Below are 24,472 nucleotides of genomic sequence, written 5' to 3'. Positions count from 1 at the left end.
TTTACGGGTTTTTTTGGTGTAAAAAATGCATGTCCCAATCAATTAACGTATTAGAATAGGAATATAGTTTTTGTTTGTTTGCAACAAGCTTGTCAATAACTTTAATGGCTGTTTTTAAACGCGTTTTTTTATTTCCTTTTAGTAAAACATAAGGCCGTTTATGCTTTATTAAAGCATTTTCGAATGCTGTAAACATCTCTATACGTTGTTCGGGTTTATCTCTTAAATCATCGGCTTCCCAAGGGGTGTCAATATAAGTTAAAAAATACATATTGTAAGTGTTGTTAAGAGCTGCTTCATTTAGTTTTGGGTCTACAAACCCATCATAATATTCTTCAGAATATACTTTAGTTTCTAACAAGTCGGTATCGCAAATAAGTACTTTGTTTGCTTTTCTTGCAAGGTTATTTTCTAACGTTATTTGTCCACTACCAATAGGTATAATGTCTTTTTTTTCACATATTTTACCTTCGTTATTCCATTTGTTTTGTAAATATTCTCGGGCATATTCAGGAACCCAAACAGTATGGTAATGACGTGCTAATTCAATAGAAAGTGTTGTTTTTCCAGTGCTTTCAGGACCAAACAAAACTACTTTTATAAGGTTTATAGGGCGTTGCTTAAGCTTTTTTTCCATGCGAGATATCCTGCAATTGCCATAAAGGTAAAAATTAAATATTGAAAACTGGTAAATGTAAGTCCTTTATAAAAATAAAGTGGAACCGATATAATATCACCAATAATCCAATATACCCAATTTTCTATTTTTCGTTTTGCCATAAGCCACATTCCTACAAAGAAAATAGCGGTAGTAATGGTATCTACATAAGCAGTCCAATAAGACCATTTACCAAAAATGGTATACACAGCAAATACAAAAATAAGGGTTGCTATAAAAATAAAAATACTTTGTTTTTTTTCTTTAGGGGTTGTTCTAGATATTGGGGTAACATGTGTTGCGTCTACTTTTCGGGTCCAAATGTACCATCCATACAGGCTCATAATAAAATAGTAAGCATTAATCATCATATCGCCTAGCAAACCCCATTTTAATAAAAGATATACAAAAATTAAGGTGCTAATAATTCCGGCAGGAAATACCCAAATGTTATTTTTTTTTGAATACCAAACAGATAAAAATCCAAAGATAACCGCTGTAATTTCTAATCCAATATCAATAGGATTATAGGAGGCGTATTGACCAAAAAAAAAATTAAAAAGTTGGCTCATAATCGCTGCGGTCGCTTTTTACGATTTTCATATATAAAAGACCTTTATCGATTAACTCAAAAGTGTTTTTTATTTCGGCAGTTAAGAGCTTCATTACGGTGTCGTAATTGCCATAAACTTGTGTGCTTAGCGGATTTTCTAAAACGGTTAACCCTGAGGCTCTGAGCTTTTTTATAAAATCAATAATAGGTTGCTCAAATTCGTCTTGAAGAGGGCTTAAAGTAAGTTCTACTGAAATTTCCATTGTTTATATATAGGTATATAATTTAAAACGGCAAAGGTAGAAAAGTTTTTGGAGAGCAAAAGCTTAGTTATAAAACTTTAAAAATAGTTTTGTTTAATTTAAAAAGCATATACGCAGGTAAAGCCTTCGAACTCTAAAAAACAAATGTTGTATAAAAATGTTTCGCCTTTATATCGAATTTCTCCAGTAGTTTTTTTGTCTTCAAATTTAAAATCTTCAATATATATATGGTCTCTAAAGAGTAAGCTTTTTTTACCATATATTTTATACAAACTTTCTTTGGCACCCCAAACAATAGTTAACTTACTAATTAAAGCATCGGTGTTGGCTATGGTTCTGTATTCTTGAATAGGGGTAAATTTATGGGCTATTTTTAAAATTTTATCTCGTTGTTTTTCAATATCAATTCCAACAGGTTGTTTTTCAGAAAAAATAATTGCACAAAATGTAAATGAATGTGTAATAGAAATATATTTACCATCTTTTAAATGAGGTTTTCCGTATTCATCATATTCTAAATCATTATCAGTATAGCCAATTTCTTTTAATAAATGCCGAATACTTAAAAAACCTTTTTGATGTAAATCAGACTTCATTTGATTTACTCTTTGTTGACTTTGTTTTGTCATAAAAATTCCTTCAGAAAGCTCTTTTAAAGACTCTTCAATTTTCCAAATAAGAACTTTAGTGTATTCGTTTACCGTTAATGTTTTGTAGATGGGCATGTTTTAGAAAGTTATTTTGTAATTTTGCAAACTTAAATATAGATATAAATATACAAAAATATGGGTACAAAAACTGCGGCATATGTTCCTTTTAAGGTTAAAGATATTTCTTTAGCTGATTGGGGAAGAAAAGAAATTGAATTAGCAGAGGCAGAAATGCCAGGATTAATGAGCTTACGTGAAGAGTATAAAGATAAGCAACCTTTAAAAGGTGCAAGAATTGCAGGATGTTTACACATGACTATTCAAACAGCGGTTTTAATAGAAACTTTACAGGCTTTAGGAGCCGAGGTTACGTGGAGTTCTTGTAATATTTTTTCTACACAAGACCAAGCGGCAGCAGCAATTGCGGCAGCAGGTACAGCAGTATATGCTTGGAAAGGAATGAATGAAGAAGAATTTAACTGGTGTATTGAGCAAACCTTATTTTTTGGTGAAGATCGTAAGCCTTTAAATATGATTTTAGATGACGGTGGTGATTTAACCAATATGGTATTGGATAAATATCCTGAATTAACAGAAGATATAAAAGGTTTATCAGAAGAAACCACTACAGGAGTTCACCGTTTGTATGAGCGTGTTAAAAATGGAACATTATCTATTCCTGCAATTAATGTAAATGATTCGGTTACTAAATCTAAATTTGATAATAAATACGGTTGTAAAGAATCGGCGGTAGATGCTATTCGTCGTGCTACCGATTTAATGTTAGCGGGTAAACGTGTGGTTGTTTGTGGTTATGGCGATGTAGGTAAGGGTACTGCCGCGTCTTTTCGTGGAGCAGGCTCAATAGTTACGGTTACTGAAATTGACCCCATTTGTGCTTTGCAGGCAGCTATGGATGGTTTTGAAGTAAAGCGTTTAGAAACGGTTGTTGGTAATGCTGATATTGTAATTACTACTACAGGAAATAAAGATATTGTTCGAGCAGAACACTTTAAAGCGATGAAAGATAAAACAGTAGTATGTAATATTGGTCATTTTGATAATGAAATTGATATGGCTTGGTTAAATACAAATTACGGTGATTCTAAAATTGAAATAAAACCACAAGTTGATAAATATACTATTGATGGTAATGATATTATTGTGTTGGCAGAAGGGCGTTTAGTAAATTTAGGTTGTGCTACAGGGCACCCAAGTTTTGTAATGTCTAACTCATTTACCAACCAAACTTTAGCTCAAATTGAACTTTGGAATAATGCTGATGCGTATAAAAATGAAGTGTATATGTTACCCAAGCATTTAGATGAAAAAGTAGCTCGATTACATTTGGCAAAAATTGGTGTTGAGTTAACTAAATTAAACCAAGACCAAGCAAAATATATTGGAGTTTCTGTTGAAGGGCCTTTTAAACCTGAACATTACCGATATTAAAATAAAACCTTAATTAATAGGTTGAATCTCTAACAACCAAATCAGTTTTAATTACTTTCGTAATTGACTGGTGAGGTTGTTTTTTGTTTTCGATTCTTTCAATTAGCATTTCTGTAGCCGTTTCACCCATTGTTTCTCCATGTTGGCTTACCGTAGTAAGTTTAGGGCTAGAATGACGTGCTAAAATTCCGTTAGAAAAAGCGATAACTGAAACGTCTTTAGGTATTTCGTATCCGTTTTTTTTCGCAGCTTTCATTGCTGCGATAGCAGCAGACTCTCCCGTAGCTATAACCCCATCAACTTTATTGTTTTTAAAAAGCGGGATTAAAACTTTTTCATATTCTTTATAATCTTTTTCTAAAATATTGACTACTAATTTTTCGTTATAAGGTAAACGGGCTATTTCTAATCCTTTTTTATATCCTAAAAAGCGTTGTTTACCAATATTTAAAGTACTCATAGTAGACACAAAAGCGATGTTTTTAAGTCCTTTGTTAGCTAAAAAATTAATGGTGCTTAATGCTCCATTATAATCGTCAGTGATTACTTTATCACAATCTACTTCTTCGGCAACTCGATCAAACATAACAATAGGCGTTCCATGTTTAATGGTGTTTTTTATATGTGTAAAGTTTTTTTGTAATTCGGTTTCTTTAGATAATGATAAAATAAATCCATCAATACTACCATTAGAAAGCATTTCTATAATTTCTACTTCTTTATCAGCAGATTGATTAGATATACAGGTAATAACTTTATATCCTTTTTTATTAGCTACATTTTCAATTCCTTTAAAAACTTGTGCAAAAAAATAGTTCAACATATTAGGTATAATAATTCCTATGGTTTTGGTTCTTCTATTTTTTAGGCTTAAAGCATTAATATTGGGTCTATAATTATGTTCCTTGGCGTATTTTATTATTTTTTCTTTTGTAGACACACTAATTTCATAGCTATCGTTTAGTGCTTTAGAAACGGTAGAGATAGACACATTAAAGTGTTTAGCGATATCTTTTATTGTAATTTTTTTCATCAGAAGCGAAGATAAAAAAAATAATCTTAGTTTGCTTTTAAGATTTTTAATTCGTATAGCAAAAAAACATAAACAATACCGTATTCTATGCCAACTAACCAAAGATTTTCTTTCCAAGGTATATTTGCGTAGGCTTGATAACTTAAAACAACCACCATGCTCCATAAAAAAGGAAATCTATAGTTGGTAAAGATTGCTAAAACAAGTAATGAGGCAAGATACCAAGGATGTATTGTTGTGCTGATAAAATAATAAAATGACAATGTAAACAGCATAGCTGTTATTAAGTTTTTTAACGGAATGTTTTTTCGAAAAACAGATATGGCTAACACCAATAAAACAGTTACTATAAAAATAATTTTTCCAATAATAGCAATTTGGTTATAGCCCGTAAATGCATAGCCAATTTTTCTAGCTATGTAATAAAAGCTGGCATTAAATTCAAAATTTCGAAACCATAACCCTACACTATTTAAATAGTTGGGTATTACTTTGGGTGAGTAAAAAGGTGAAAACAGTAGTACGCATATAAGTATTATAAGAGCATAAAACACTAATAATTTAAAAAAGCCTTTCTTTTTTAATTGATTGGTATGAGGCATTTTTATAAACCACTGGTAAAACAAAGGTAAAAACAGAAGCGGTATAAGTTTAATAGCTATAGAACAAGCAAATAAAATGGCAGCCCAAATCCATTTTTGTTGCTGTAGCTTATACAAAGCAAAAATTAAAAAGAAAAGCATTACCGATTCGAAATGTAAATTGCCTGTAAGTTCTATAATTACAAATGGATTTAAAGCATATAAAAAAATGTTTGAAGTAGACAGTTTTAGTTGTTTTAACAACTTTACTCCAAAATAAAATATTCCTATATCGGCAAAAATTATTATAGTTCGCATAACTATTACTGACCCCAAAATACTTTTATTGGCAAAAATGGCGGCTATAAAAAAACAGAATTGGTTTAATGGTGGGTAATTGGTATAATGGCTTCCGTTAAACTCACCCATGCCTTGATAGAGCTGTAAGGCTTGGTTTATAGGATAATGGTTTTGCTGAATAATTATTTTAGGTAAAGATATATATGGATTTAAGCCTTCTAAAATTAGCCTGCCATCCCAAATAAACCGATAAAAATCTTGTGATAAATTGGGGATTGCTAAAAAAAAAATTAACCGAAATAAAATGGCAAATGCCATTAAATAGGTAAAAGATATTTGTTTAGTTTTAAGTAAAAAATAATAGCATATAAAAAGTGTAATCCAAATAAAAATTAGTGTGTTAAACTGTGTTCTTTTTAAAAAATAGCCTAAAAAAAAGTAGAAAACAACACTTATTGTAACTAGTAAAAAGGGTTTGTATTTTGAAAGTAAAAACATTAGGCTCTTGAAAATAGCGAATTAAAAAACACAAAACTAAACCCTATAAAAAGCATTAAGTGAAATGGAAATAAAGCAAAGTCGCCACCTTGATTACCTACAATAAAAGCACTATACATACCAAAGGCAAAATAAACGGCTAAAAGCCCCTCTAAAATTACGTTTAGCGATATTTTTTTTTGAATATATTTATTATTTCGCCAACTGTCTTTTAAATTTCTAATATTAAATTTTGGGGTACGTATAAATTCACTTTTTTTACCGACATGCCCCTCTATAACAGCAATAGTATTGTGTAAAGAAAACCCCATTACAATCGAAAAAAAAGTAAAAAAAGCACCAATGTATTGTATAAAGTTTTTAAAGCTTTTACCATAAATGGCTTTATACATAAACCAATAGCAAATAAAAAAAATAACAGAACTACTAACAAACAAACTTAGTGCATAAAAATATCCTTTTAAATGGGTATATTCATTTTTAATATACAGCATAGGGATACTTAGTACGGCTACTATAAATACACATACAAACATAGAGCTATTTAGTAGGTGCATTATTCCCTGAATTTTTGTTTTTGTAGCAATGTGTTTGTTGGTAATAATCTGTATAGCTATTTTTTGAAAATTTTCTGCCCCTCCTTTATTCCATCGAAATTGTTGTGAGCGAGCAGCACTTATTACTACAGGTAATTCGGCAGGTGTTTCTACCTGTTCTAAATATTTAAATTCCCAATTTTTTAGTTGTGCTCGATAACTTAAGTCAAGGTCTTCGGTAAGCGTATCACTTTGCCAATTACCAGCGTCTAAAATGCATTTTTTACGCCAAACACCAGCGGTACCATTAAAATTGATAAAATAGCCTTTAGCATTTCTGCCTTTTTGTTCGAGTATAAAATGAGCATCTAAAGCAAATGCTTGAACCCTTGTAAGGGTAGAGTAATTTTTGTTTATATGCCCCCATCGGGTTTGAACCACACCAATCTTAGGATTTTTAAAATAGGGAATGGTTTGATGTAGCCAATCGGGTTGAGGTAAAAAATCGGCATCGAAAATAGCGATAAACTCTCCTTTAGCAATTTTTAAACCTTCTTTTAGAGCACCTGCTTTAAACCCTATTCTATTTTTTCTAGTGATGTGTTGAATATTTACTCCTTTTTTCTGTAGTTGTAAAATTAAATTTGCTGTGCTTTGTAATGATTCGTCTGTTGAATCATCTAATACCTGAATTTCTAATTTAGATGAGGGATAGTTTATTTTTGCTATATTTTTTAGTAGGCGTTCTACTACATATAATTCGTTATAAATAGGTAACTGAATTGTTACATACGGAATTTGATCTGGATTATTTAAATTGAATTTAGGAGCAGTATCATTTTTTTTTTGAACGGTTAAATAGTTGAAAAGCAAGTTAAGTTGACCAAGAGCATATATAAAAATAAGCACAATAGAAATTGTGTAAATAGCTATAATTAAGTAGGTTAAAATCATTTTTTAAAGCTGTATTTAAAAATCCAACCTAGTATTTTTATACCCGCTAGTACGCTGCCTTTTATAGTGCCTGAAACTTTAGATACTCCTATTCGATTTCTATAGTTTATAGGAACTTCGGTATAGGTTATTTTTTGTTTTAGTGCTTTTAATTGCATTTCTACTGTCCAACCGTAGGTTTTATCTTCCATATTTAGTGCTAGCAAGGTGTCGTATTTTATTGCTCTAAAAGGACCTAAATCAGTAAAATTTGCGTTAAAAAAAAGCGTCATTAAAAAAGTGGCTAATTTATTGCCAAAAATTTGTTGAGGTGTCATAGCTCCTTTTTCTCTTAGTGCTTTTACGCGTGTACCAATTACAAAATCAAAATGATGATGTATAATAGGATTTATTATTTTAATAAGTTGTTCGGGATAGTCAGAATAATCACCATCTAAAAAAACAACGATATCAGGTTTGTTTTTTTGTTGTGCTAAATAGTGCATTCCTTTTAAACAAGCATATCCATATCCCTTTTTAACTTCGAGTAAAACGGTTGCTCCAGCCTGCGAGGCATTTTCTTTGGTTTTGTCGGTAGAATTGTTGTTAACTACAATAATTTCATCTACTAGTTTAGGAATATCGTGTATTACCTTAGCAATAGAATTTTGTTCGTTATAAGCGGGTATAATTACTTTTATTATGAGTTTCATTAACTAATTTTATCAAATCAACATTGTTACCTAACAAAATTTCGGTAGCGTTTATACGTCCTTTTTCAAAGCCATTTTCTAATTTTAAAACACCTCTAGGGCAAACATCTGAACAAATACCACAACCTACACAACTTGCTCGCACAATATTTTTTCCTTTTTGAGCATAGGCACGTACATCAATACCTTGTTCGCAATAGGTAGAGCAATTACCACAAGAAATGCATTGGCCGCCGTTAGTAGTAATTCTAAATCGAGACTTAAAACGTTGAATAATACCCATATACCCAGCTAATGGACAGCCAAACCGACACCAAACACGACTGCCTAATAAAGGGTAAAAACCAACCCCAATAACTCCTGAAAACATGGCGCCAATTAAAAATCCGTAAGGCTTACTAAAATAGGTATATATATCTAGCCCAAAAACTTCTCCTTTTCCTGTAAAATAACCATATAATACTACTGAAGTAACTATAAAAATAAATAGCATTACGCTGTGTATTGACCAACGTTCAAGTTTCCATGCACTTATTTTTTTTGATGATAACTGCCGAAAAGAGTCGCCCGCAGTTTCGGCTAAGCCACCACACCCACAAACCCATGAACAATACCATCTTTTACCCGTAAAATAGGTAATAATAGGTGTAAAAATAGCAAACATAAATATGCCCGTAACTAAATAAAACATACCTAGCGAGCCACTGTGCATCATGTTATTAAGGTGCCACGATTCAAAAAAATAGTAGTTTAGTGGCCACATATTTTTAATATCTTTTGAAAAGTAAGGCAGTTCAGCATGTAATCCTTCTAAAATTTCAGGAATTAAATAAGCTAAAAAAAGTTGAGAGGCAATAACCACACTAGTTCTAATGAGTTGATGTTTATTGTCTCTATATTTATACATGAATTTAACTCCTAAGGTTAAAATAGCAAGTGTATAAAGCGTTCCGTAAACAAACCATTGATTAGCAGGTTTGTTTTTAAAAAATTCACTTAGCGGGTCAAATAAGGCTATTAAACCTGTATTAGGGCTTTCGTCTAGGCTTAATCCTAGATATTTTGGATACCAATATAATAATACATAAAAAAGGGTTAGTAAAACGGCTAGTGCCCAGCCTATAACACCTCTATTTGACAATGTATTAAACCAAACGCCATTGTTTTTGCTTTTGCTAGGATGTTTTAAATAGGTTGCTCGTGTGTAAACTATAGAGCCTACAAAAATTAATAAAAATGAGAGCGATAAAAACAAAGTTTTGTTTTTAAAGGTTATTCCAAACCAAGCCACTAACAAGATAAAAACACCTAATAAAGCCGATCCTAAACTTAATTTTTGAACGGTATTTAAAGGGGTTTTATGAGGATTAGAAAAAGCTAAACTATTCCACTTGTTCATGTTATTATATTTTTAAAAATAGTTTTTAGATTTTTCTTTTTCAATTGAATATGGGTGTCGTTTTCATGATTATATTTTGCTATAATTTCAGGTTCGTATTTTTTATAAAATTCAGGATCAAAATTAGCACTTGCTAAGTGTTCTAAAACATAAGTTATTGTTTTTTTTTGAGTAAGCCACCGATCAAAAATTTCATGACGCATTCGAATACCAAAGGTATTAATACCTAAAAACAGTTTTGATTTTTTATGATATGCAAGGGTAATACATTTGGTGTTATTTGGGTGTTTCCATTGAAAATGTAATTCATATTCTTTTTTGTTTTTTTCGTTAGAAACAGAGCCGTAAGTTTGGTATTCGATATCTAAAAACTTAGCCGAATTAAACCAATGCCCTGGTTTATATTCTGTTTTATTGCTGCAAATGGTTTGCGCTACGGTTTCTCCCATCATGCGCCCAGTATACCAAAGTGCTTGAATATTGGGGCGATTGTTAATAGAATTTCTTTGTTCGGCACAATCGCCAATAGCATATATATTTTTTATATTGGTTTCTAAAAAATGATTAACTAAAACACCTTGATTGGTTTCAATAGAACTATTTTTAATAAAGTCGATATTAGGTGAAACACCTGTAGTTAATCCTACAAAATCACAAGGTATTTCTTCACCTGTTTCGTTTATAATTATTGATTTTACGTACCCATTATTATTTGCTTTTATTGCTTGTAAATTGGTTTCTAATCTTAAATCAATTCCTTGTTTTTTAATATAGTTGGTAATTATTTGTGATTCTTGATTGGGTAAAACACTATTCCAAAAGCTTTGTTCTCGAACTAAAAAGGTAACGGGTATATTTCTGCTACGTAACATTTCTACTAATTCTATCCCAATTAATCCCCCTCCAACAACAATTGCTTTTTTGCAAATTTTATTGTTGGGGGTGTATTGTTCTATTTTTTCAAGATTTTGTTTAGAATACATACCTGTAACTCCTTTTAAATCTTCTCCTGGACAACCTAATTTATTGGGTTTAGAACCTGTTGCAATAATTAATTTATCATAGCTTAATGTTTCATGGTTGGCAAATTTTAACAGCTTGTTTTCAGTATCAATTTTAGTAACCCATGCTTTTTTTAAATTGATTCGATTTTTTTTCCAAAACCAATTTTCGTAGGGTTGTGTGTGCTGAAATTTTAGATGTCCCATATATACGTACATAAGAGCTGTACGCGAAAAAAAGTAATCTGTTTCGCCAGAAATTAGTGTTATTTTTTTATTAGAAAATTTACGAATAAAACGAGCTGCAGTAACACCTGAAATTCCATTTCCAATAATAGCAATATGCTCCATAATACGAGTTGTTGTTAAGTAGTCGAAATTAAGAGGTGCTTTTAGTATTAAGCTAGAATAAATATAAATATTTTTTTTGACCTAAGAGTCAATAGCGTAATACGAAAACCGATTAATAACAAAACACCAACTATTTTTAACCCTATTAAGTTAAAATATTAAAATGGTAATTTAGTTAAAAATTAGAATTCTTCAATAAATATTTAAGAAGCGTATACGTTATGGTGAAACAAATTATTTTTTTACAATTTCGTGTTTAGGGTTCATTTTTAGCTCGCTTAACACATTTAATGCTTCGTTTACGTAGATATCTTTACTTAGATTTTTATGCCAAACCTTACGTTTAGTTTCTAAAACGGTATCTTTTTTAAATAAAGGGAGTTCGTATTTTGGAGATGTAAAAGTTAAATCGGATTGGTATTTAAATACATCTTTAAATTTTTTAATCTCATTTTCTTTTGCTTCATTTCCTTTTTTAAAAGACTCATAATTTAAAGAGTAGGTGGTGTCATCTTGATTTTTTTTCAACCATTTAGCATACTCGTTTATTGCTTGAAATTTTGCGCTATTATTAATTCTGTTTTTACTTTTGTATACTACATCTGCAAAATTTGAATATGAGTTTGTTTTTTGGTATTTGGCTTGAGGCACTTTATCCCAAGGTAATGCTTCATCTAAGTCACGTTCGCCAAATTCCATATAGCTATATCTATCGGGCATGGCTATATCTGAATAAACACCTTCTATTTGAGTAGACCCTCCGTTAATTCTATAAAATTTTTGGATAGTCATTTTTATAACTCCTAAATCTTCAGGATAATTTTGTGCAAATTTATTTAATGGTAAAATATTTTGAACAGTGCCTTTACCATAGGTTTGTTTGCCTCCTATAATAATAGCTCTTTTATAGTCTTGCATGGCAGCAGCAAAAATTTCAGATGCAGAGGCAGATAGTTCGTTTACCATTATTACTAGAGGACCATTCCACTGTATTTTAGGGTCTGTATCGTCTCTGATTATAGGATTTTCTCCTCTGTATTTCACTTGTACAATTGGGCCTTTATCAATAAATAAACCGGCTATTTCAATAGCGGTTTTTAGAGAGCCTCCACCATTATTTCGCAAGTCTACAATAAGACCTTCAACCCCTTGTTCTTTTAATCGATTTATTTCTATTGCCATGTCTTTGGCAGAGTCTCGATTATTTTGATCTTTAAAATCAATGTAAAATTTGGGAAGGTTAATAACGCCGTATTTTTTACCGTTTTTTTCTACAATACTCGATTTTACAAACGTTTCTTCTAATTCTACAACATCTCTAATAATCGAAATTACTTTAATAGAACCGTCTATTTTTTTCTTAACGGTTAGCCTAACTTCGGTTCCTTTAGGGCCTTTAATAAATTTGATAGCATCATCTAAACGCATACCTACTATGTCTATAGGTTCTTTGTCGCCTTGAGCTACTTTTAAAATAATATCTCCAGTTTCTAACTCGCCTTGTTTCCACGCAGGTCCGCCAGAAATTAACTCATCAATTTCTGTATAAATTCCTTTTTTAAATAATCGAGCACCAATGCCTTCTAATTTACCAGACATATCTTGGTCGAAACGTGTTTTAATGTCGGGCGACATATATGAGGTGTGTGGGTCAAAACCACTTACTACACTGTTTAAAAAGGTAGAATACCAGTCTGAATTTTCTAATTCATCTATACGGATGTATAAATCATCCATGTCTTTTTTTACTTTACTTCGCGCCTCAGCTTCTATTGTTGAAAATGTCGGTTTTTTAAAGTTTTTGTCGGTTTTTAGTTTTTCTTTATTTGCTTCTTCAGTAGCTTCAATATTTCCTAAAACTTGTAATTTTAGTTGTTTTCGCCAATAGTCTACAAGTTCTTTTTCGTTTTTTGCAAAAGGAATTTTTTCGTAATCTATATCAATAGATTCATTTTTTTTGTAATTAAATGGGTGTGATAATAAAACGCTATAATAGGTTTTTGCCGATTGTATTTTTTCTAAGAAACGATGGTATACTAAATTATAAAAAGTTAAATCACTATCTTTTAACTGATCGTCTATTTCGTATTTGTATTGCGAAAATTCTTTCAAATCTTCTTGGGTAAAATAGCGTTTACTTGGGTCTAGGTTATTAATAAACTCATTGTAAATATATTCAGAAAAAGTATCGTCTAGTTCTTTTTGCACATAATGTCCTCGTGTTAAGATATTTCTTAGTACATAAATAATTACTTTATCTTTTTCAGGGTCTTTAGTAGTGTTAGCACTTATAGTGTTACAGGTAAGTGCAACTAGTGTAATAAAAGCGACAATAGTTTTAAAGTTCGTCTTCATAAAACTTTTATTAGTGAATTAATGTGTTTTGACGTGCAAACTACTAAAATAATGCCAATGTTTTTATTTCTTACGCTAAGATTAAGAAAAACTTTAACACTTGATTTTGTGTTAAGAAATTTACACGGTCATAATTTCTTTTTCTTTGGTTGTGTACTTTGCGTCAATTTCGCGTACAAAGGTGTCGGTTAAATTTTGAATATCGTTTTCTGCATTTTTTTTCATATCGTCAGAAACATCTACCTTTTTTATCTCGTTATTAGCATCTTTTCGTGCGTTGCGAACACCTACTTTAGCGTGTTCTGCTTCTGCTTTTGCTTGTTTTGCTAAATCACGACGACGTTCTTCGGTTAAAGGAGGTACATTTATAATAATGTTTTCGCCATTATTCATGGGGTTAAAACCTAAATTCGCAATCATAATTGCTTTTTCTATTTCTTGCAACATGTTTTTTTCCCAAGGTTGAATAGAAATTGTACGCGCGTCAGGGGTATTTATATTAGCTACTTGACTTAGAGGGGTAGCAGAACCATAATAATCTACTTGAACGTTTGCCAACATTGATGGTGATGCTTTACCCGCTCTAATTGCGCGTAATTCTTTTACCAAATGTTCAACAGCGTTAGTCATTGCTTCTTTAGCAGTATCTAAAATAAATTCGATTTCTTCGTTCATGTTTTATGATGTTTTTTGTAACGATTTAGCTATTATTATCAACTATTGTTCCAATTTGTTCTCCGGAAATAAGTTTAAGTAGGTTTCCTTTGGTATTCATGTCAAAAACAATAATGGGTAGTTGATTTTCTTCGCTTAAAGTAAAGGCGGTCATATCCATTACTTTTAGTCCTTTTTCAATAACATCTTTAAAGGTTATACTTTGAAATTTTACGGCATTTTTATCTTTTTCGGGGTCGGTATTATAAATACCATCAACCCGAGTACCTTTTAATATAGCATCGGCATCAATTTCAATAGCTCGTAAAACAGCTGCGGTATCGGTTGTAAAGTAAGGGTTTCCAGTACCTGCGCCAAAAATAACAACACGTCCTTTTTCTAAATGGCGAATGGCTTTTCTTTTGATATACGGTTCTGCCACTTCTTTTATTTCTAAAGCGGTTTGTAAACGAGTGTGCACACCAATGTCTTCTAAAGCACTTTGTAAGGCAAGCCCGTTTATACAAGTGGCCAACATACCCATATGGTCTCCTTGTACTCTATCCATTCCATTTGCAGCTCCTGATACACCTCTAAAAATATTACCACCGCCAATAACAATAGCAACTTCAATATTTTTATCAACTACATCTTTTATTTCTAAGGCGTACTCTTTAAGTCTTTCTGGATCTATGCCATATTGGCGATTACCCATTAGGGCTTCACCACTTAATTTTAAAAGGATTCTTTTATACTGCATTTGTTTTACCATTAAAAAGTCTCGCCTTTACGGTAAAGGCAAAGCTGTGCAAAGCTACATATTTTTTTTGAGAGTTTAGAGAGCAAAAATTAGCTAGTAAAAGTGTTTTTGTAAAATTTTAAATAAAACTCAGTATATGAAAAACATGGTGTAACGATAATTATAAGGGGATGCCTTTAGTTTTATTAAAAGTTAATGTACTGTATCTTTAGAATTATTATTTTGAATTGTGTTTTTCCATGCGCTAAAACCACCTTCTACATTAACGGTTTTAAAGCCTTTTTTACTTAACATTTCAGATGCTTTTAGGCTTCTTCCTCCAGAATGGCAATAGATATAAACAGGTTTCGATTTATCTATATTTTTAATGGCATCAGTTAAAAAATTTGGAGAATAGAAATCAATTTGTTTTGCATTTTCAATATGCCCTCGATTATATTCTTCTGGGGTTCTAACATCTAATAACTGAATAGATTGTTTGGTTAATAAAGTTTTTAATTCTGATGTAGAAATTGATTTAACTTCTTGGGCTTGATTACAAGCGGTTAACATTATAGCAGTAAATAAACTAATAACAATATTTTTCATTTTAATAAATTTAAGATTTAATTATTTTTCGATGTTAACGAACAAGTCTTTGTTTCAGATTTTTTAATGTTTGTTTTGGCAATTGCTTTATAACCACCATCAATGTTAACCACATTGTGGTATCCTCTAGCTTTTAAAATAGATATTGCTATTACAGAGCGATATCCGCCTTCACAATGTAGATAAGAGGTGCTATTTTTTTTGAACTCATCAATGTAATCGTTTAAATAATCTAACGGAGTATTTACAGCGCCTATCATATGTTCTTTATCATATTCGCCAGGTTTTCTTACATCAAACACCGCAATGTTTTTTGAGGCTTTTTGCTCAAGTTCTTCAGCAGATATAGAGTTAACATGGTCTATTTCCTTATTTGCGTTTTTCCAAGCACCAAAACTTCCGTCTAAATATCCTAAAACATTATCAAATCCAATTCGTGAAAGGCGTGTAATGGTTTCTTCTTCTTTTCCTTCAGGAGTTATTAATAAAATAGGTTGTGTAACATCTTTTATTAATGCACCTACCCATGGGGCAAATGTTCCTTCTAAACCAATAAAAATCGATTGGGGTATAAATCCTTTTTTAAACTCTGCTTGTGAACGAACATCTAAAATTAAAGCATCTGTTTCGTTAGCAATAAGTTCAAAATCATCAACAGATAAGGCTTTTGCAGCTGTTTTTATAACTTCGTCTATTGATTTATAACCTTCTTTATTTAATTTTACATTTAAGGGAAAATAGGCTGGTGGTGGTAATAACCCTTCGGTAACTTCTTTTATAAACTCTTCTTTAGACATGTTTTCTCTTAGCGCATAATTGGTTTTTTTTTCGCTACCAATAGTGCCTACAGTTTCTTTACTTAGATTTTTACCACATGCTGAACCCGCACCATGCGCAGGATATACAATTACATCGTCTGCTAAAGGCATAATTTTAGTTCGTAAACTATCGTATAAATAACCTGCTAAGTCGTTTTGAGTTAAAGAGCCTTTTTGGGCTAAATCAGGGCGACCTACATCGCCTAAAAACAAGGTGTCGCCACTAAAAATAGCGTAATCTTTACCATTTTTATCTTTTAATAAAAAGGTTGTACTTTCCATTGTATGACCAGGAGTGTGTAAGGCTGTTAGTGTTACCTCGCCAAGGGTAAAAACCTCACCATCAGTAGCAATATGTGCTTTAAAATTTGGGTTTGCATTGGGGCCATAAACTATAGTAGCACCAGTTTTTTCTGCTAGGGTAACATGGCCACTAACAAAATCAGCATGAAAATGAGTTTCAAAAATATATTTAATTTTTGCATTATCTTTTTCGGCTCGGTCTATATAATCTTGAACTTCTCGCAAAGGGTCTATTATTGCTGCTTCGCCATTACTTTCTATATAATAAGCGCCTTGTGCTAAACATCCTGTATAAATTTGTTCTATTTTCATGAGTTTGTAAATTGGGTCTTAATTTAATATTATTTTTTAGAGTAGTTAATTTAACTAGGTTGTTATTTATTTTGGTTCTTGATTTTTCTACATTTTATGCAAACAAATATTAAGAATATGCTTGGTGTATGTATTGGGCGTATTTTTTTTGATGCTCTCGGTCTCCTGTTTTATAAAAGTTTACGGCTCCGTTGGCTCGCATAAAAAAGTGATTAATACTTATAACATCTAGCATATCACTTCTAAACATCACATCTCTTACAGGTCCCTTTATACCTGCAAAGTAAAATGTTATACCTTTATTTTTGTAATATTTTACCCGTTCTTTAAGCATTTCTATTCCTGTACTGTCTACTCTATTAATGCTTTCTCCATCTAAAACAATCAATTTCAGTACCACTCCTTTTTTTTCTGCCATTTCGTCTAATTTGTCTCTAAAATAATTAGCATTGGCATAAAATAGTTGTGCATCGAATCTGAAAACTAAAATTTCATTATCAATAATAACATCTGCAAAACGCTCTTTATTTTTATAGAAATTAGAATTGGGTACTTTTCCTAATTCAGCCACATAAGGTCTTGAAGTTCTATAAATTAATACAATAAGCGACAAGCCTACACCTGTGATAATACCATATTTGACACCTAAAAATAGTGTTGCTAAAAATGTCGCCATTAATAGCCAAAAATCTAAATTATTTGCTTTCCATAAATAACGAGCTTCCTTTAAATTTATTAGATTAAAAACCGACACAATTATAATGGCAGCTAATACTGTTTTAGGTAAATAGTAAAATACGGGGGTGAAAAATAATAGTGTAATTATAATTATAACAACCGAAATAACAGATGCTATTCCGCTAGTTGCTCCAGACTCGGCATTAATAGCTGAGCGAGAAAAGCCTGCGGTTGTTGGATATGCTTTAAACAATGAACCTACGAGGTTTCCAATACCTAAAGCAATAAGCTCTTGATTTGGACGAATTCGGTATTCTTCTTGTTTAGATTCTAAGGTTTTTCCTATTGAAATTGTTTCTAGATAGCCAACCATTACTAAAGTTAAGGCTATGGGCAAAAGTTGTTTAACTTGCCCGAGACTAATTTCAGGAATTGAAAATTTAGGAAAACCAGAAGGAATATCTTTTACAATGGCTACGTCACTTAAAGTTTTACCAAAATAACGAACAATTACAATACCTAAAATAACAACAACTAAAGCACTGGGTAATTTTTTATTGATTTTTCGAAATATAATTATAATTACTACTGAAATTAATCCAATTATAGCGATGTGTTTATTGTAGTTGGTTATATTTTTAACAATATCTTCTAGTAAGATGTGGATTTGATCAGATTGCATAAAATCTACCCCTAATAGGTTTCGAAATTGGTTTAGACCAATAATTAAGGCTATGGCAGAAGTAAACCCTGTTATAACTGGTTTTGATAAAAAATTAGCGATAAAACCTAACCGAAAAACACCCATTAAAAGTTGAATGGAACCAACCATAAAAGCTAATAAAATAGCAATGGCTATATAACTTTCTGATCCTGCGAGAGCAAAAGAAGAAACTCCAGTAGCAACAATTAAAGAATCCATAGCAACGGGGCCTACTGATACTTGACGAGACGAGCCAAAAATAGTATACATTAAGGGAGGGGCTAATGCACAATACAATCCATAAATAGGGGGTAGCCCAGCAATAAGGGCATATGCAATACCTTGCGGAATAAGAACAATGGCTGTGGTTATTCCTGCAACAAAATCGCCTTTAAAATATGAAGCTTTATAATTTGGTAGCCACTCTAAAATTGGTACAATTTTTTTAAATTTTTGTATCATAAGCTTTTATCCAAATTAAAAAAGTTCTCCTTGGCTAGTTCCTTTTATTCTGCCTAAATGTTTATAGGCTAAATCGGTAACCTCTCTTCCTCGAGGTGTGCGCATTATAAAACCTTGCTGAATTAAGAAGGGTTCATAAACTTCTTCTATAGTTTCAGCATTTTCACTAACGGCAGTTGCTAATGTGCTTATACCTACAGGGCCACCTTTAAATTTATCGATAATAGTAGCAAGTATTTTATTATCCATTTCGTCTAAACCATGAGCATCTACGTTTAATGCTTTTAGCGCAAATTTTGCAATTTCTATGGTAATGTTACCATTTCCTTTTATTTGTGCAAAATCGCGTACTCTACGTAATAAAGCATTTGCAATTCTAGGCGTTCCTCTACTTCTACCTGCTATTTCTATGGCGGCTTCCATAGATATAGGAACGTTTAAAATTTTAGAGCTTCGTTGTATAATGGTGGTTAACAATTCGGTATCATAATAATGTAACCTACTGCTAATACCAAAACGGGCTCGCATAGGAGCGGTTAATAATCCTGATCGAGTTGTGGCACCAACGAGTGTAAAAGGTTCTAAATTTATTTGAACGGTACGAGCATTGGGGCCTGATTCAATCATAATGTCAATCTTATAATCTTCCATAGCAGAGTATAAATACTCTTCTACTATGGGGCTTAACCTGTGAATTTCATCAATAAAAAGCACATCTCGTTCATCAAGATTGGTTAATAAGCCTGCCAAATCTCCAGGCTTATCTAATACGGGACCTGAGGTAACTTTAATGCCCACGTTTAATTCGTTGGCTAAAATATGGGCTAAAGTGGTTTTTCCTAATCCTGGAGGGCCGTGAAATAAGGTATGGTCTAATGCCTCTTGTCGTTGATTTGCGGCAGCAACAAAAATTTTCAAGTTTTCAATAGCTTGATTTTGTCCTGTAAAATCTTCAAACGAAAGTGGACGTAGCTTTTTTTCTAGGTCTAGTTCGTCACTAGAAAAATGACTGCTTTCAGGATTTAGGTTCTCATTCATTGTATTACAAAGATAAGAGATTTGCCTAAAGCAAAATACCTTTTCAAAAAATGATTTGAAAAGGTATTTTTATTTTTAAGTAAGATTGTAGTTTTTAACTAAGAGGGTTCTTCGCCTTCTAGTAACAAGGTTGTTTGTGGAACAAAGTCTTGCCCATGTATATAATTACCATCTTCATCTGTTTTACTATAATCATATGCCCAACGGTGTACTTCAGGTATTTTACCTGGCCAGTTACCGTGTATATGTTCTACAGGAGTGGTCCATTCTATAGTATTTGCATTCCAAGGGTTTTGAGGAGCTTTTTTACCTCTGTAAATAGAAATAAAGAAGTTTGCTAAGAAAAATAATTGACCTAAACCTCCTATAATGGCAAACACAGTCATTACCACGTTAATATTTGCTAAATCGTCGAATAGAGGGAAATTAGTATTGGTGTAATATCTACGAGGTAACCCTGCTAAACCAAGGAAGTGCATAGGGAAAAATACGCCATAAGCAGCAATAAGGGTAACCCAAAAGTGCCAATAACCTAATTTTTTATTCATCATTCTACCGTACATCTTAGGAAACCAGTGGTAAATTCCAGCAAACATTCCTAAAATTGCCGATACTCCCATTACTAAGTGGAAGTGAGCTACTACGAAATAAGTATCGTGTACATTAATATCTAAAGCAGAATCACCTAAAACTAATCCTGTTAATCCACCTGTTACAAAGGTAGAAACAAATCCGATTGAAAACAGCATTGCGGGGTTCATCTGCAAGTTTCCTTTCCACAAAGTTGTTATCCAGTTAAAGGCTTTTACAGCAGAAGGAATAGCAATTAAAACGGTGGTAAAGGTAAATACAGAACCTAATAGCGGGTTCATACCTGAAACAAACATGTGGTGCCCCCATACAATGGTAGATAAAAATGCAATAGCAAGTATAGAACCAATCATTGCTCGGTATCCAAAAATAGGTTTTCGTGAATTTACAGCAATTATTTCAGACACAATTCCCATTGCGGGTAATATTACAATATATACTTCAGGGTGCCCTAAGAACCAAAATAAGTGTTCGAAGAGTACCGGAGATCCGCCTTGGTAATGCAATACTTCTCCAGAAATAAAGATGTCTGATAAGTAGAATGAGGTGCCAAAACTACGATCAAAAATTAATAATAAGGCCGCAGATAATAAAACTGGAAACGAAACTACTCCAATAATTGCAGTGATAAAAAATGCCCACATAGTTAAAGGTAAACGGGTCATTTTCATTCCTTTAGTTCTTAGGTTAAGTATGGTTACAATATAATTTAACGACCCCATTAATGAAGAAGCGATAAATATAGCCATAGATATTAACCAAAGTGTCATTCCAGTTCCTGATCCAGGTATAGCTTGCGGTAGTGCCGAAAGAGGGGGGTAAATTGTCCATCCAGCAGAGGCAGGACCTGCTTCTATAAATAACGAAGATAACATAACGATGGTTGATATAAAGAACAACCAATATGAAAGCATATTTAAAAATCCAGATGCCATATCACGGGCACCAATTTGTAACGGAATTAATAAGTTTGAAAAGGTACCACTTAAACCAGCTGTTAGCACAAAAAATACCATAATGGTACCGTGAATGGTAACTAAAGCTAAGTATATATCTGGGCTCATTACACCACCAGATTGATGGGATCCTAAAAATGCTTCGATTATTGAAAATGATTTTTCTGGCCACGCAATTTGTAAACGAAATAGCATAGACATGAACACTCCGATAATTCCCATAAATATACCAGTTACTAAAAACTGTTTAGAAATCATTTTATGATCTGTGCTAAAGATGTATTTGGTTACAAATGTTTCTTTGTGATGATGATCTGACATAATTTATATCTCTTTATATACTTTTAAAATATCTTATTTAATAACTTGTGCTAATGTTTTTTGTTCTGACAACCATTTGTCAAATTCGGCTGGTTCAACTACCGTAATTTTCATTTGCATATTGTAGTGCGAAGCACCGCAAATTTTATTACATAATAATAAATAATCAAACTGATAAGGGTCTTCTCCTTTAGCTTTTCTTATTTTGTTTATTTCGTTTACCTTGGCTATTACCTCTGGTTTTTGACGCATTTCTTCTGTGGTGTATTTTGGCGTAAAGCCAAATTGAGTTACCATACCAGGAACACAGTTCATTTGCGCTCTAAAGTGAGGCATGTAAGCTGAATGGATTACATCTTGTGATCGAAATTTAAATAATACTTTTCTACCTTTTGGCAGGTATAATTCGGTTACTTGTTTGTCGTCTTGCGCATTTTTGTCAGACATGTCAACTCCCATGGTGTTGATTCCTTTGATGAAGTTTACATTGTCTAAACCTAAGGTGTTGTCTTCTCCAGCATAACGAGCTTCCCATTGAAATTGTTTTCCATAAACCTCAATAGTTATTTCGTTATCGTTTATAAACATCATATTATGCCATTGCCATAAACCGTACATTATTAATAATACGATGGTTACTGCAGGTATTACGGTCCAAATTAATTCTAATTTATGACTGTCGGCAAAAAATAGTGCCTTTTTACCTTTTTTACCTCTATATTTATAAGAGAAGTAGAATAATAAAAATTGAACAGCAAACTGTACAATTCCTATTAAAACAAAGGTGATGTCAAATAGCAAATCGTCGTGTTGTCCTTCAATAGATGCTGATTCGGGTAAAAGAACAACATTAAGTGCAATTAAACAGTAAATCATCATAGCATATAAACCTGCTAAGAAAATAAGGAAATAGGTTCCTTGTCTGTTGTTGTCTTTGTCGGTAGCAATTACCTCTCTAAAATTCATAATACGAGTAATTTGCCAAAAACTAACTCCTATTGCAATTGCTATAAAAATGTAAAATAAAGCGAGCATATTATCTAAACTATTATTTGTATATTATTTTTATTAATGATGATTGTTTTCTTGTCCTCTGTCTTCTACGTTGTTGTAGTGAAATTCTTCACTTTCTCGTATATAGGGGTTTCCTTTAGCAATTGGATTAACTCTGGCAAAGGCACTAAATGTTGCATAAATAAATATGCCTATAAAAAATAATAGTGCACTAATTTCAGGAATACCAAAACTCCAATGTGCTCCAACCGTTGCAGGCATAATCATTACAAATAAATCGGTGTAATGACCAGCCAAAATTACTAATCCAGCTAAAGTAACAAACCATGGAACACTTTTAAAATCACTATTCATTAGTAATAACACAGGGAAAACAAAATTTGCTACTACCATTCCTAAAAATGGTAATTTATATTCGTTAAATCGCATTGCAAAGTAAGTAGTTTCTTCTGGCATGTTGGCATACCAAATTAACAAGAACTGAGCAAACCATAAATAGGTCCAAAATATTGAAAAGCCAAACATAAATTTTGCTAAGTCATGTATATGGCTATTGTTAACAAAAGGTAAAGCTCCTTTATTTCGTAAATATATAGTTACTAAAGCAGTTACTGTTAAAGCACTTACTAAAAGCGATGCTAATACATACCATCCAAATAGGGTTGAAAACCAGTGAGGGTCTAATCCCATAATCCAATCCCAAGAAGCCATTGATTCAGATAACATAAAAAACACTAAAAAAATAACAGATGCGTTATAATTTTTTTTGTGCAATTTTAAGTCGCCATTATCTTGTTTGATAGAATTTTTTCTGATAAAGTATCTGTAGAAATTCCAACCTGCTAAATATACAAATCCTCGTATTAACCATCCAGGTGTGTTTAACCACCATTTTTTACCATATATAATGGGGTCAAATTTATCACTTGTAGGGTCAACTGTACCTTCGGCCATCCAAGGGAATAAGTGGTTAATATGCATATACGAGCATATTAAAATTACAATCATAATAATACTCGCAGGTACAAGGTTTGCTGTAATTGCTTCCATTACACGAAATAGCACAACAGACCACCCTGCTTGTGCAACTCTTTGAGCAGCATAAAAGGCAAGCATTAATAACGAAATTCCTAAAGAAAATATTAAAGCAACATAAAATGCCGACCAAGGACGGTTTTGCATTTGGTGTAATATGTGTTCGTAATGCGCAGTACCTTCATTTTCTTCATGGGCAACTTTTTCTCCATGACCTTCTGTAGCTGCTGCTGTGTGTTCGCCGTTATGTGCATCGTGTTGAGCAATAATTTCTTTTGCTTCATCAACGGTTTTGGGTGCACTCATAAAACTAATTGCTGTACCCAAAGCTCCTAAAATTATAAGAGCAATAGCAAATATTTTTAATTTTCCTGAAAATTGGTACATATCTTAATTATCTATTATAGATTATTTTAATAAATCACTTCTTAATTTTTCTACATATTGTACAACTTGCCAACGCTCTTTTGGCGTTAATTGCGAAGCATGTGAACCCATTAAGTTTCTACCGTGCATAATTACGAAGTAAATACTACCTTCGGTAATTTCTCTATCTTTATAGTTGGGTACACCGTTGAACTTATCTCTTTGTGGTAAAACACCATTTCCATCACCTTTTTGACCATGACAAATAGCACAATAAATATCGAACATTTTTTTACCATTGTCTAAGTTTGCTTGATTAACAGGTAAAGGTGATTTTAAATTAGCTTTAGCCGCCTCATAGCCTTCATTGTTATTTGGATATTCAAAAGCAGGAACACCACCTCTTTTAATTGTGCCAGCAACAGGTTTTTTATCTACCATTTCGCCGTTTATACCATTGGCTCCATTAGCTTCGTAGGGTACAGCTACATACATATCTGGCATATACTGTACTTGACGGTTCGATTTATCTTTACAAGAAATAACACTTGTAAAAGCAAGTAAAGCTACTATAAGTTTTATAAATTTTTTCATCTC

General features: G+C 32.2%; 22 protein-coding genes. 1 reads left to right on the top strand and 21 read right to left on the bottom strand.

Going from position 1 to position 24,472, the window contains the following annotated elements:
* Window position 1: 1 nt before the first annotated feature.
* From AB2B44_RS02655 to AB2B44_RS02640, 4 genes are all read right to left on the bottom strand, one after another.
* Window positions 2-637 carry an AAA family ATPase gene (locus tag AB2B44_RS02655; protein WP_369048000.1) on the bottom strand — a complete coding sequence of 212 codons (636 nt, stop codon included), beginning with the start codon at window positions 635-637 and terminating at the stop codon, window positions 2-4.
* The gene (pnuC, locus tag AB2B44_RS02650; protein WP_369047999.1) at window positions 607-1,230 is read right to left on the bottom strand and encodes a nicotinamide riboside transporter PnuC; all 624 of its coding nucleotides are present in this window, start codon (window positions 1,228-1,230) and stop codon (window positions 607-609) included. The genes AB2B44_RS02655 and pnuC overlap by 31 nt, the downstream gene beginning before the upstream one ends.
* Window positions 1,214-1,474 (bottom strand): hypothetical protein, encoded by a 261-nt coding sequence (locus tag AB2B44_RS02645; RefSeq protein WP_369047998.1) that lies wholly within the window; start codon window positions 1,472-1,474, stop codon window positions 1,214-1,216. Before AB2B44_RS02645 ends, pnuC begins: the two co-directional genes overlap by 17 nt.
* A gap of 98 nt (window positions 1,475-1,572) precedes the next feature.
* A complete protein-coding gene (locus AB2B44_RS02640; RefSeq protein WP_369047997.1) occupies window positions 1,573-2,199 on the bottom strand; it encodes a 4'-phosphopantetheinyl transferase superfamily protein in 627 nt (208 codons plus the stop codon).
* Window positions 2,200-2,259: 60 nt separating this feature from the next.
* Between AB2B44_RS02640 and ahcY the strand changes: the two genes are divergently transcribed.
* Window positions 2,260-3,576, top strand: coding sequence for an adenosylhomocysteinase (gene ahcY / locus AB2B44_RS02635; RefSeq protein ID WP_369047996.1), 1,317 nt, complete (start codon window positions 2,260-2,262; stop codon window positions 3,574-3,576).
* Window positions 3,577-3,589: 13 nt separating this feature from the next.
* On the opposite strand, the gene AB2B44_RS02630 is transcribed toward ahcY, so the two are convergent.
* The 17 genes from AB2B44_RS02630 to AB2B44_RS02550 all read right to left on the bottom strand — a co-directional run bounded on the left by AB2B44_RS02630 (window position 3,590) and on the right by AB2B44_RS02550 (window position 24,469).
* Window positions 3,590-4,609: a LacI family DNA-binding transcriptional regulator gene (locus AB2B44_RS02630; protein WP_369047995.1), complete on the bottom strand. Its 1,020-nt coding sequence runs from the start codon at window positions 4,607-4,609 to the stop codon at window positions 3,590-3,592.
* A gap of 26 nt (window positions 4,610-4,635) precedes the next feature.
* Window positions 4,636-5,808 carry a mannosyltransferase gene (locus tag AB2B44_RS02625; protein ID WP_369047994.1) on the bottom strand — a complete coding sequence of 391 codons (1,173 nt, stop codon included), beginning with the start codon at window positions 5,806-5,808 and terminating at the stop codon, window positions 4,636-4,638.
* 179 nt (window positions 5,809-5,987) lie between these two features.
* On the bottom strand, window positions 5,988-7,478 hold the full coding sequence (locus AB2B44_RS02620; RefSeq protein WP_369047993.1) for a cellulose synthase family protein: 1,491 nt from the start codon (window positions 7,476-7,478) through the stop codon (window positions 5,988-5,990).
* On the bottom strand, window positions 7,475-8,170 hold the full coding sequence (locus AB2B44_RS02615) for a glycosyltransferase family 2 protein (RefSeq protein WP_369047992.1): 696 nt from the start codon (window positions 8,168-8,170) through the stop codon (window positions 7,475-7,477). The genes AB2B44_RS02620 and AB2B44_RS02615 overlap by 4 nt, the downstream gene beginning before the upstream one ends.
* Window positions 8,133-9,569 carry a 4Fe-4S binding protein gene (locus tag AB2B44_RS02610; protein WP_369047991.1) on the bottom strand — a complete coding sequence of 479 codons (1,437 nt, stop codon included), beginning with the start codon at window positions 9,567-9,569 and terminating at the stop codon, window positions 8,133-8,135. Before AB2B44_RS02610 ends, AB2B44_RS02615 begins: the two co-directional genes overlap by 38 nt.
* Window positions 9,566-10,921 carry an NAD(P)/FAD-dependent oxidoreductase gene (locus tag AB2B44_RS02605; RefSeq protein ID WP_369047990.1) on the bottom strand — a complete coding sequence of 452 codons (1,356 nt, stop codon included), beginning with the start codon at window positions 10,919-10,921 and terminating at the stop codon, window positions 9,566-9,568. The genes AB2B44_RS02610 and AB2B44_RS02605 overlap by 4 nt, the downstream gene beginning before the upstream one ends.
* Before the next feature lie 234 nt (window positions 10,922-11,155).
* The gene (locus tag AB2B44_RS02600) at window positions 11,156-13,276 is read right to left on the bottom strand and encodes a carboxy terminal-processing peptidase (RefSeq protein WP_369047989.1); all 2,121 of its coding nucleotides are present in this window, start codon (window positions 13,274-13,276) and stop codon (window positions 11,156-11,158) included.
* A gap of 120 nt (window positions 13,277-13,396) precedes the next feature.
* Complete coding sequence (gene frr / locus AB2B44_RS02595) at window positions 13,397-13,951, bottom strand: ribosome recycling factor (protein WP_369047988.1); 555 nt, start codon at window positions 13,949-13,951, stop codon at window positions 13,397-13,399.
* Window positions 13,952-13,976: 25 nt separating this feature from the next.
* On the bottom strand, window positions 13,977-14,690 hold the full coding sequence (gene pyrH / locus AB2B44_RS02590; RefSeq protein WP_369047987.1) for a UMP kinase: 714 nt from the start codon (window positions 14,688-14,690) through the stop codon (window positions 13,977-13,979).
* Window positions 14,691-14,882: 192 nt separating this feature from the next.
* On the bottom strand, window positions 14,883-15,278 hold the full coding sequence (locus AB2B44_RS02585) for a rhodanese-like domain-containing protein (protein WP_369047986.1): 396 nt from the start codon (window positions 15,276-15,278) through the stop codon (window positions 14,883-14,885).
* 17 nt (window positions 15,279-15,295) lie between these two features.
* Window positions 15,296-16,711, bottom strand: a complete 1,416-nt coding sequence (locus AB2B44_RS02580; protein ID WP_369047985.1) for a rhodanese-like domain-containing protein — start codon at window positions 16,709-16,711, stop codon at window positions 15,296-15,298.
* A gap of 109 nt (window positions 16,712-16,820) precedes the next feature.
* Window positions 16,821-18,554 carry a SulP family inorganic anion transporter gene (locus AB2B44_RS02575; RefSeq protein ID WP_369047984.1) on the bottom strand — a complete coding sequence of 578 codons (1,734 nt, stop codon included), beginning with the start codon at window positions 18,552-18,554 and terminating at the stop codon, window positions 16,821-16,823.
* A 15-nt stretch (window positions 18,555-18,569) separates the two neighbouring features.
* Window positions 18,570-19,592, bottom strand: coding sequence for a Holliday junction branch migration DNA helicase RuvB (gene ruvB, locus AB2B44_RS02570; protein ID WP_369047983.1), 1,023 nt, complete (start codon window positions 19,590-19,592; stop codon window positions 18,570-18,572).
* A 98-nt stretch (window positions 19,593-19,690) separates the two neighbouring features.
* Window positions 19,691-21,460, bottom strand: a complete 1,770-nt coding sequence (locus AB2B44_RS02565) for a cbb3-type cytochrome c oxidase subunit I (RefSeq protein ID WP_369047982.1) — start codon at window positions 21,458-21,460, stop codon at window positions 19,691-19,693.
* A gap of 33 nt (window positions 21,461-21,493) precedes the next feature.
* Entirely contained in the window at window positions 21,494-22,495 is a 1,002-nt protein-coding gene (locus tag AB2B44_RS02560; protein WP_369047981.1) for a cytochrome c oxidase subunit II, read from the bottom strand.
* A gap of 33 nt (window positions 22,496-22,528) precedes the next feature.
* Window positions 22,529-23,896, bottom strand: a complete 1,368-nt coding sequence (locus tag AB2B44_RS02555; protein ID WP_369047980.1) for a quinol:cytochrome C oxidoreductase — start codon at window positions 23,894-23,896, stop codon at window positions 22,529-22,531.
* A 21-nt stretch (window positions 23,897-23,917) separates the two neighbouring features.
* On the bottom strand, window positions 23,918-24,469 hold the full coding sequence (locus tag AB2B44_RS02550; RefSeq protein WP_369047979.1) for a cytochrome c: 552 nt from the start codon (window positions 24,467-24,469) through the stop codon (window positions 23,918-23,920).
* Between the last annotated feature and the right edge of the window lie 3 nt (window positions 24,470-24,472).

The organism is Tenacibaculum sp. UWU-22, assembly GCF_041021355.1.
Taxonomy (GTDB): Bacteria; Bacteroidota; Bacteroidia; order Flavobacteriales; family Flavobacteriaceae; genus Polaribacter.
The sequence above is the reverse complement of the archived record's forward strand: the minus strand, read 5'-3'. Positions and strand labels throughout refer to the sequence as shown.

What these genes read in the sequence shown, in the direction of transcription:
- AB2B44_RS02565 (WP_369047982.1), bottom strand. Translation starts at nt 21,460, where the DNA reads ATGTCAGATCATCATCACAAAGAAACATTTGTAACCAAATACATCTTT.
- AB2B44_RS02625 (WP_369047994.1), bottom strand. Translation starts at nt 5,808, where the DNA reads ATGGCATTTGCCATTTTATTTCGGTTAATTTTTTTTTTAGCAATCCCC.
- AB2B44_RS02655 (WP_369048000.1), bottom strand. Translation starts at nt 637, where the DNA reads ATGGAAAAAAAGCTTAAGCAACGCCCTATAAACCTTATAAAAGTAGTT.
- frr (WP_369047988.1), bottom strand. Translation starts at nt 13,951, where the DNA reads ATGAACGAAGAAATCGAATTTATTTTAGATACTGCTAAAGAAGCAATG.
- AB2B44_RS02630 (WP_369047995.1), bottom strand. Translation starts at nt 4,609, where the DNA reads ATGAAAAAAATTACAATAAAAGATATCGCTAAACACTTTAATGTGTCT.
- AB2B44_RS02575 (WP_369047984.1), bottom strand. Translation starts at nt 18,554, where the DNA reads ATGATACAAAAATTTAAAAAAATTGTACCAATTTTAGAGTGGCTACCA.
- ruvB (WP_369047983.1), bottom strand. Translation starts at nt 19,592, where the DNA reads ATGAATGAGAACCTAAATCCTGAAAGCAGTCATTTTTCTAGTGACGAA.
- AB2B44_RS02610 (WP_369047991.1), bottom strand. Translation starts at nt 9,569, where the DNA reads ATGAACAAGTGGAATAGTTTAGCTTTTTCTAATCCTCATAAAACCCCT.
- AB2B44_RS02615 (WP_369047992.1), bottom strand. Translation starts at nt 8,170, where the DNA reads ATGAAACTCATAATAAAAGTAATTATACCCGCTTATAACGAACAAAAT.
- AB2B44_RS02645 (WP_369047998.1), bottom strand. Translation starts at nt 1,474, where the DNA reads ATGGAAATTTCAGTAGAACTTACTTTAAGCCCTCTTCAAGACGAATTT.
- AB2B44_RS02605 (WP_369047990.1), bottom strand. Translation starts at nt 10,921, where the DNA reads ATGGAGCATATTGCTATTATTGGAAATGGAATTTCAGGTGTTACTGCA.
- AB2B44_RS02550 (WP_369047979.1), bottom strand. Translation starts at nt 24,469, where the DNA reads ATGAAAAAATTTATAAAACTTATAGTAGCTTTACTTGCTTTTACAAGT.
- AB2B44_RS02560 (WP_369047981.1), bottom strand. Translation starts at nt 22,495, where the DNA reads ATGCTCGCTTTATTTTACATTTTTATAGCAATTGCAATAGGAGTTAGT.
- pnuC (WP_369047999.1), bottom strand. Translation starts at nt 1,230, where the DNA reads ATGAGCCAACTTTTTAATTTTTTTTTTGGTCAATACGCCTCCTATAAT.
- AB2B44_RS02620 (WP_369047993.1), bottom strand. Translation starts at nt 7,478, where the DNA reads ATGATTTTAACCTACTTAATTATAGCTATTTACACAATTTCTATTGTG.
- AB2B44_RS02555 (WP_369047980.1), bottom strand. Translation starts at nt 23,896, where the DNA reads ATGTACCAATTTTCAGGAAAATTAAAAATATTTGCTATTGCTCTTATA.
- AB2B44_RS02640 (WP_369047997.1), bottom strand. Translation starts at nt 2,199, where the DNA reads ATGCCCATCTACAAAACATTAACGGTAAACGAATACACTAAAGTTCTT.
- AB2B44_RS02600 (WP_369047989.1), bottom strand. Translation starts at nt 13,276, where the DNA reads ATGAAGACGAACTTTAAAACTATTGTCGCTTTTATTACACTAGTTGCA.
- ahcY (WP_369047996.1), top strand. Translation starts at nt 2,260, where the DNA reads ATGGGTACAAAAACTGCGGCATATGTTCCTTTTAAGGTTAAAGATATT.
- AB2B44_RS02585 (WP_369047986.1), bottom strand. Translation starts at nt 15,278, where the DNA reads ATGAAAAATATTGTTATTAGTTTATTTACTGCTATAATGTTAACCGCT.
- AB2B44_RS02580 (WP_369047985.1), bottom strand. Translation starts at nt 16,711, where the DNA reads ATGAAAATAGAACAAATTTATACAGGATGTTTAGCACAAGGCGCTTAT.
- pyrH (WP_369047987.1), bottom strand. Translation starts at nt 14,690, where the DNA reads ATGCAGTATAAAAGAATCCTTTTAAAATTAAGTGGTGAAGCCCTAATG.